At 69.9% G+C, this 7,027-nt stretch carries 6 protein-coding genes; all 6 read left to right on the top strand.

What is annotated here, in order from left to right; genetic code table 11:
- Positions 1-878: ABC transporter permease (locus HMPREF3115_RS26105; protein ID WP_070556721.1), on the top strand; the 878-nt coding region annotated here is incomplete at its 5' end.
- Positions 878-2,743, top strand: coding sequence for an ABC transporter ATP-binding protein (locus HMPREF3115_RS26100; protein ID WP_070556715.1), 1,866 nt, complete (start codon positions 878-880; stop codon positions 2,741-2,743). The genes HMPREF3115_RS26105 and HMPREF3115_RS26100, both read left to right, overlap by 1 nt.
- 146 nt (positions 2,744-2,889) lie before the next feature.
- Complete coding sequence (locus HMPREF3115_RS26095) at positions 2,890-4,224, top strand: NAD(P)/FAD-dependent oxidoreductase (RefSeq protein WP_175773875.1); 1,335 nt, start codon at positions 2,890-2,892, stop codon at positions 4,222-4,224.
- An 82-nt stretch (positions 4,225-4,306) separates the two neighbouring features.
- Positions 4,307-4,762, top strand: coding sequence for a helix-turn-helix domain-containing protein (locus tag HMPREF3115_RS26090; RefSeq protein ID WP_059873553.1), 456 nt, complete (start codon positions 4,307-4,309; stop codon positions 4,760-4,762).
- A gap of 178 nt (positions 4,763-4,940) precedes the next feature.
- Positions 4,941-5,675 (top strand): cupin domain-containing protein, encoded by a 735-nt coding sequence (locus HMPREF3115_RS26085; protein ID WP_070556714.1) that lies wholly within the window; start codon positions 4,941-4,943, stop codon positions 5,673-5,675.
- 2 nt (positions 5,676-5,677) lie between these two features.
- Positions 5,678-7,003: an NAD(P)/FAD-dependent oxidoreductase gene (locus HMPREF3115_RS26080; RefSeq protein WP_070556712.1), complete on the top strand. Its 1,326-nt coding sequence runs from the start codon at positions 5,678-5,680 to the stop codon at positions 7,001-7,003.
- Positions 7,004-7,027 lie beyond the last annotated feature (24 nt).

Below are 7,027 nucleotides of genomic sequence, written 5' to 3'. Positions count from 1 at the left end.
TGCCCGCCGCGCCTTCGCCCGAGCGCCCGCCCGCGCGCCGCGCGTGGCGCGTGCGGTTGACGACCGGCGGCTGGGTCGGCCTGTCGATGGTCGGCCTGATGCTGTTCATCGCCGTGTTCGCGCCGCTGCTCGCGCCGCACGACGTCGGCGCGATCGTGACGCCCGACGTGTTCGCGCCGTTTTCCGCGAAGCTGCCGTTCGGCTCGGATTTCCTCGGCCGCGACATGCTGAGCCGGATCCTGTACGGCACGCGGCTGACCGTGCTGCTCGCGCTGGCCGCGGTGCTGCTCGCCGCGCTGACCGGCACGACGCTCGGGCTGCTCGCGACCGTCGCGGGCCGCGCGGTCGACGAGACGATGAGCCGCCTGCTCGATGCGCTGACGTCGATTCCGTCGAAGATGTTCGCGCTGATGTTCGTCGCCGCGTTCGGCTCGTCGCTGCCGCTGCTGATCCTGACGGCAGCGGTCAGCTACATGCCGGGCTCGTACCGCATCGCGCGGGCGCTGGCCGTCAACATCAGCACGCTCGAGTTCGTGCAGGTCGCGCGTGCGCGCGGCGAAAGCGCGCTGTATATCGCTTGCGTCGAGATGCTGCCGAACATGCTGCATCCGATGCTCGCCGATACGGGGCTGCGCTTCACGTTCGTCGTGCTGCTGCTGAGCGGCCTGAGCTTTCTCGGGCTCGGCGTGCAGCCGCCGTATGCGGACCTCGGCTCGCTGGTGCGCGAGAACATCGCGAGCCTCGGCGACGGCTCGGCCGTCGCGATCATGCCCGCCGTCGCGATCGCGATCCTGACGGTCGGCGTGAACCTGTTGATCGACGGCTTGCCGCATCGCGGCCGCCGCAACGGCGCGGCCGGCGCCGCGGGAGGACACTGATGCAACACGAATCGAACCCGCTCGTCGAGGTGCGCGGGCTGCGCGTGGTCGGCGGCCGGCCGGGCGGCGCGGAAACGACGATCGTGCACGGCGTCGACTTCGACATCCGGCGCGGCGAGGTGCTCGCGCTGATCGGCGAATCGGGCTCCGGCAAGACGACGATCGCACTGTCGCTGATGGGGCACGCGCGCGCCGGCTGCCGGATCGCGGGCGGCTCGGTGAAACTCGGCGGCACTGACGTCTGTGCGTTGCCCGCGGCGGCGCTGACTGCGCTGCGCGGCCGCAAGGTCGCCTATATCGCGCAGAGCGCGGCCGCCGCGTTCAATCCGTCGCGCACGATTCTCGATCAGGTGATCGAAAGCGCGCTGATCCACCGGACGATGTCGAAACGCGACGCGCAGGCGAAGGCCGTCGAACTGTTCCGGGCGCTCGCGCTGCCGGAGCCCGAGACGATCGGCAAGCGCTATCCGCATCAGGTGTCGGGCGGGCAGCTGCAGCGGCTGATGGCCGCGATGGCGCTGATCACCGATCCGGAGCTCGTGATTCTCGACGAGCCGACGACCGCACTCGACGTGACGACGCAGATCGACGTGCTGCAGGCATTCAAGCGCGTGATTCGCCGCTGCGGAATGAGCGCGGTGTATGTGTCGCACGATCTCGCGGTCGTCGCGCAGATGGCCGACCGCATCGTCGTGCTCAGCGACGGCGTGATTCGCGAGGCGGGCGACACCGAGCAGATCCTGCACGCACCTGTGCATCCGTACACGCGCAGTCTCGTCGCCGCCGTCACACCGAACGATGCGCAACGCGACGAGAAGGCGGCGCCCGCCGAACCCGCGCCGCTGCTCGAGGTGCGCGGTGCGGTCGCCGGTTACGGCGCGCGCAACGCGAAAGGCTGGCCGGCAAAGCCGATCCTGCACGAAGTGGATCTGCGCATTGCGCGCGGCCAGACGGTCGGCGTGATCGGTGAATCGGGTTCGGGCAAGACGACGCTCGCGAAAGTGATCGCGGGCCTCGTGCCGGCTACCGGCGGCCAGATCCTGCTCGACGGCCAGCCGCTCGCGCTCGATATCGCGAAACGCACGAAGGAGCAGCATCGGCGCGTGCAGATCGTGTTCCAGAACGCGGACACCGCGCTCAATCCCGTGCATAGCGTCGAGCGTACGCTCGCGCGGCCGCTCGCGTTCTATCACGGCATGCGCGGCGAACGCGCGCGCCGGCGCGTCGCCGAACTGCTCGATCTCGTGCGGCTGCCGCAAGCGGTCGCCGGACGGCGTACCGGCGAGCTGTCCGGCGGACAGAAGCAACGCGTGAACCTGGCGCGTGCGCTCGCGGCGGAGCCCGACCTGATCCTCTGCGACGAGGTGACGTCGGCGCTCGACACCGTCGTCGGCGCGGCGATCATGGATCTGCTGCGCGACCTGCAGACGAAGCTCGGCGTGTCGTACGTGTTCATCACGCACGACATCGCGAAGGTGCGTGCGATCAGCGACGACATCGTCGTGCTGTATGCGGGGCGCCGCGTCGAGACGGGCAGCCGCGATGCGCTCTGCGCGCCGCCGTATCACCCGTATTCGCATCTGCTCGTGTCGTCGGCGCCGGAGCTGCGCGCGGGCTGGCTCGACGATGCGGCCGAGCGCTGCCATCGGCCGCTCGAGCCGATCGCCGCGAGCAGCGACGATCCCGCGCTGTGCCCGTTCCTGTCGCGGTGCGCGATGCGTGTCGACGGCGTATGCAACCGAACCGCGCCCGCGCTGCGCACGTTCGGCAACGGCGCGCAGGTGCTGTGCCATCGCAGCGAGGACGACCTCGTGCGGTTCCAGGCGCAGCCGCTGCAGGCTGGTATCGCGCCGGTGCGGCTGTAGTGCGCGCAGCGGCGCGTGCGTGCACGTGTGTTCGTCGGCGCACGACGCACGTGCCGCATAGTCTGCTGCGGGCGTCGCGCAAAACGGTGAATTGCACGCGCGCTGCGCGCGATTACGCGGCAACTGCGCTTTTTGACGGTGATTAAATGATGGCCAATGAACGGTCGCCGATCGTCGTCGCCGGCATGCTCGAGAAGGATGCGATGAAACTGGAATCGTACTGGCTGGATACGCGCCCCGCGTTTCACGCGGGCAGCGAAGGCGCCGTCGAAGGGCGCGCCGACGTGGTCGTGATCGGCGGCGGCTTCACCGGCTTGTCGGCCGCGCTCGCGCTGGCGCAGCGCGGCGTGTCGGTGGTCGTGCTCGAAGCCGCGCAGATTGCCGCCGAAGCGTCGGGCCGCAACGGCGGCCAGTGCAATACCGGTGTCGCGCAGGACTACGCGTCGCTTGCCGCACGCATCGGCCCCGAGCAGGCCAGGCAGTTCTATCGCGCGTATGCGAGCGCCGTGAACAGCGTCGAGACGATCGTCGCCGAGCAAGCGATCGACTGCGATTTCCGGCGATCGGGCAAGCTGAAGCTCGCCGCGAAGCCGCAGCATTTCGCCGGGCTCGCGAAGTCGTTCGACGCGTTGCGGCGGGACGTCGATCCCGACATCGAATTGATCGAGCCGTCGCGGATCCGCGATGAAGTCGGCTCCGACGGCTTCTACGGCGGGCTGTTGCAGCGCAACGGCGCGCAGATGCATATGGGCAAGTTCGGCGTCGGGCTGGCGCATGCGGCCGTGCGGGCCGGCGCGCGCGTGTACGAGCATGCGGCCGTCACGCGGCTCGAGCGCGTGGCCGGCGAGCGCCACACGATCACCTGCACGCGCGGCACGATCGTCGCCGATCGCGTGCTCGTTGCGACGGGCGCATCGCAGCACGGTCCGTTCGCGTGGTTCAGGCGCCGCATTGCGCCGGTCGGCAGCTTCATCGTCGTCACCGAGCCGCTGCCCGACGCGCAGCTGAACCGGCTGTTTCCGCATCGCCGCGCGTACGTGACGTCGCGCCAGATCGGCAACTACTTCCGCGTGACGCCCGACAACCGGCTGCTGTTCGGCGGCCGCGCGCGATTCGCGATGTCGAGCCCGCGCTCCGATGCAAAGAGCGGCGACATCCTGCGCGCCGGGATGACCGACTATTTCCCCGAACTGGCCGACGTGCGGCTCGATTACTGCTGGGGCGGGCTCGTCGACATCACCGCAGACCGGCTGCCGCGTGCGGGCCAGCACGACGGGCTCTATTACTCGATGGGCTACAGCGGTCACGGCGTGCAGATGTCCGTGCACATGGGCCGCGTAATGGCCGACGTGCTGTACGGCGCGGCCGCGTCGAACCCGTGGCGCGAGCTCGACTGGCCCGCGATGCCCGGTCATTTCGGGCACGCGTGGTTCCTGCCGCTCGTCGGCGCGTACTACCGGATGCAGGACTTCCTGCACTGACGCGACGGCCGGGAGGATTCGCGATGACCGCACGATTCGTTTGCCCGCCGGCCGCGCGGGCGATTGCATGAGGACCGCAAGCATGGCCAGCCTGTTTCACGATCCGCTCGACCGCGCGATGCAGCGCGCGCCGCGTATCGCGCCGCCCGTGTCGCCGGCGATCCGCGCAGTGCTGCGCACGATCGACGCGTCGTTCGCGCAGCCGCTGAACCTCGACACGCTCGCGGCAGTGGCCGGGCTCAGCGTGTCGCGTTTCACCGCGCGCTTTCGCAGCGAAGTGGGCTCGTCGCCGCATCGGTATCTGTGTCTGGTACGCGTGCGGCGCGCGCAGGAGCTGCTGCGCACCGGCGTCGCGCCGTCGGTCGTGGCGACCGAGGTCGGGTTCTTCGATCAGAGCCATCTGTGCCGGCACTTCCGGCGCATGCTCGGCATCACGCCGCGCGATTACGTCGTCACGCGCGCGGCCGATACGCCGGCGCGAACGTCGCCGTTCCGACCGCGCGCCGAACATCGCGACGCGGCGCATCACGTCGCGTGAGCGCGGCGCGATCGGTCGCACGGGCGGCCGGCGGCGCGTGACGCGGTCCGTCGGGGCGCGCTTCGCTGCCCCGTGCGATGTGCACCGACGGCCGTTGACAGCAACGTCCTTCAATCATGGTTTTGGATCACGCACGACCGGTTGTCGCGAACCGCGTCGTGCCCCTGCAGGAGCAGAAATGACCGCAGCTTTCGTGTTGCATCGTGCCGACGGCACGGCCGATACCACCGCGTTTCGCCGGCAGGCGTTCGGCGAACGCGATCCGTTCGCGCGCGATCGCGAGATCGCATGGGACGGGCCCGACTCGATGGCCGCCGGGCGTATCGGTTTCGTCGGCGACATCGATGTGCGCGATTATCCGCATATCGAGACGATCGTCGTCGTCGAAGGCGAGCTCACGCTCGAATCGGCCGACGCCGCACCGCGCGTGCTGGCGCGCGGGGAGGGCGCGGTGATCGGCTGCGGGACGACGCTGCGTCTGCACGCCGAAGCGCAGGTGCTCGTCGTGTTCTGCGCCGTGGCATGCGCGCAGCCGACGAAGCGCGGCGTGTTTGCGCTGCGCGCCGACGCGGATTTCAAGCCGTCGTCGTCGCTGCCGCCCGAGGTGCTGCTGAGTCCCGCGCCGCAATGCCGCAGCGACAACGTGTTCGTCGACGACGGCGCCGAATGCAGCGCCGGCACGTGGGATTCGACGCCGTATCACCGGATCGTGCGGCCGCATCGCGTGAACGAATTCATGTTCCTGCTGGCCGGCAGCGTCCGCTTCGCCGCGCGCGACGGCAGCGTGCTGTCGCTTCGCGCGGGCGACGCGCTGTTCGTGCCGAACGGTGCGCCGATCGGGTGGGAAAGCAGCGAACGCGTCGCGAAGTTCTACGTCGTCCAGCACGTCCTTGCCTCCACCGAACGAGACTGAACATGTCCCCTCCGCTGCGCCATATCGAAACGCCGCCCACGCTGCCGGCTTCGGCCGACGTCGTCGTGATCGGCGGCGGCATCATCGGCGTCTTTACGGCCTACTATCTCGCGCGGCGCGGCGTATCGGTCGCGCTGGTCGAGAAGGGCCGAATCGGCGCCGAACAGTCGAGCCGCAACTGGGGCTGGTGCCGGCAGCAGAATCGCGACGCGCGCGAGTTGCCGATGGCCAGCAAGAGCATCGATCTGTGGGAACGCTTTGCGGCCGAATCGGGCGAAGACACCGGCTTTCGCCGTTGCGGGCTGCTCTATCTGAGCAACGACGACGCCGAACTCGCGCGCTGGGCCGACTGGGGCGAATTCGCGAAGAGCGCCGGCGTGACGACCTACATGCTCGACAGCAAGCAGGCGGCCGAGCGCGGGCGCGCGACCGGCCGCGCCTGGAAAGGCGGCGTGTTCTCGCCGACCGACGGCACGGCCGACCCCGCGAAAGCCGCGCCGGCCGTAGCGGCCGCGCTGATGAAGCTCGGCGGCAGCGTCCATCAGCGCTGCGCGGCGCGCGGGATCGAACTCGAGGGCGGACGTGTCGCCGGCGTCGTGACCGAGGCCGGCGTGATCAAGACGAAGACCGTCGTGATGGCCGGCGGCGCATGGGCGTCGTCGTTCTGCCGGCAGCTCGGCATCCGGTTTCCGCAGGCGTCGATCCGCCAGTCGATCCTCAGCGTGTCGCCCGTCGAGCAGCCGCTTCCCGAGGCGCTCTACACGTCGGGCGTATCGGTCACGCGTCGCAGCGACGGCCGCTATGCGCTCGCGATCAGCGGCCGCGCACGCGTGGATCTGACGCCGCAGTTCTTCCGGTTCGCGCCGCAGTTCGTGCCGATGTTTGCGAAGCGCTGGCGCAGTCTGCTGCCGGGCGGCCTCGAAGGCATCCGCGGCGGCCATGAAACGCTGAAGCGCTGGCGCCTCGATGCGCCGACGCCGATGGAAGCCGTGCGCATCCTCGATCCGAAGCCCGACCGGCCGACCATTGCCGAAACGTACCGCCGTGCGGCCGACCTGCTGCCCGAACTGCGCGAAGCGACGATCACGCATGCGTGGGCCGGCTACGTCGACAGCACGCCGGACGGCGTGCCCGGGATCGGCGAAGTGCCCGACGTGCCGGGGCTGATCCTCGCGGCGGGCTTTTCGGGGCACGGCTTCGGGATCGGGCCCGGTGCCGGCCATCTGATCGCCGATCTCGCGACCGGCGCGCCGCCGCTCGTCGATCCCGCGCCGTATCGGCCCGGCCGCTTCGCCGAATCCGCATGGGGCAAGGTGGCGGATTTCTAGCGTGCGGCGCGGCGCGTGTCAGGC

Source organism: Burkholderia sp. HMSC10F09, from assembly GCF_001806955.1.
GTDB classification, from domain to species: domain Bacteria; phylum Pseudomonadota; class Gammaproteobacteria; order Burkholderiales; family Burkholderiaceae; genus Burkholderia; species Burkholderia multivorans.
The sequence above is the reverse complement of the archived record's forward strand: the minus strand, read 5'-3'. Positions and strand labels throughout refer to the sequence as shown.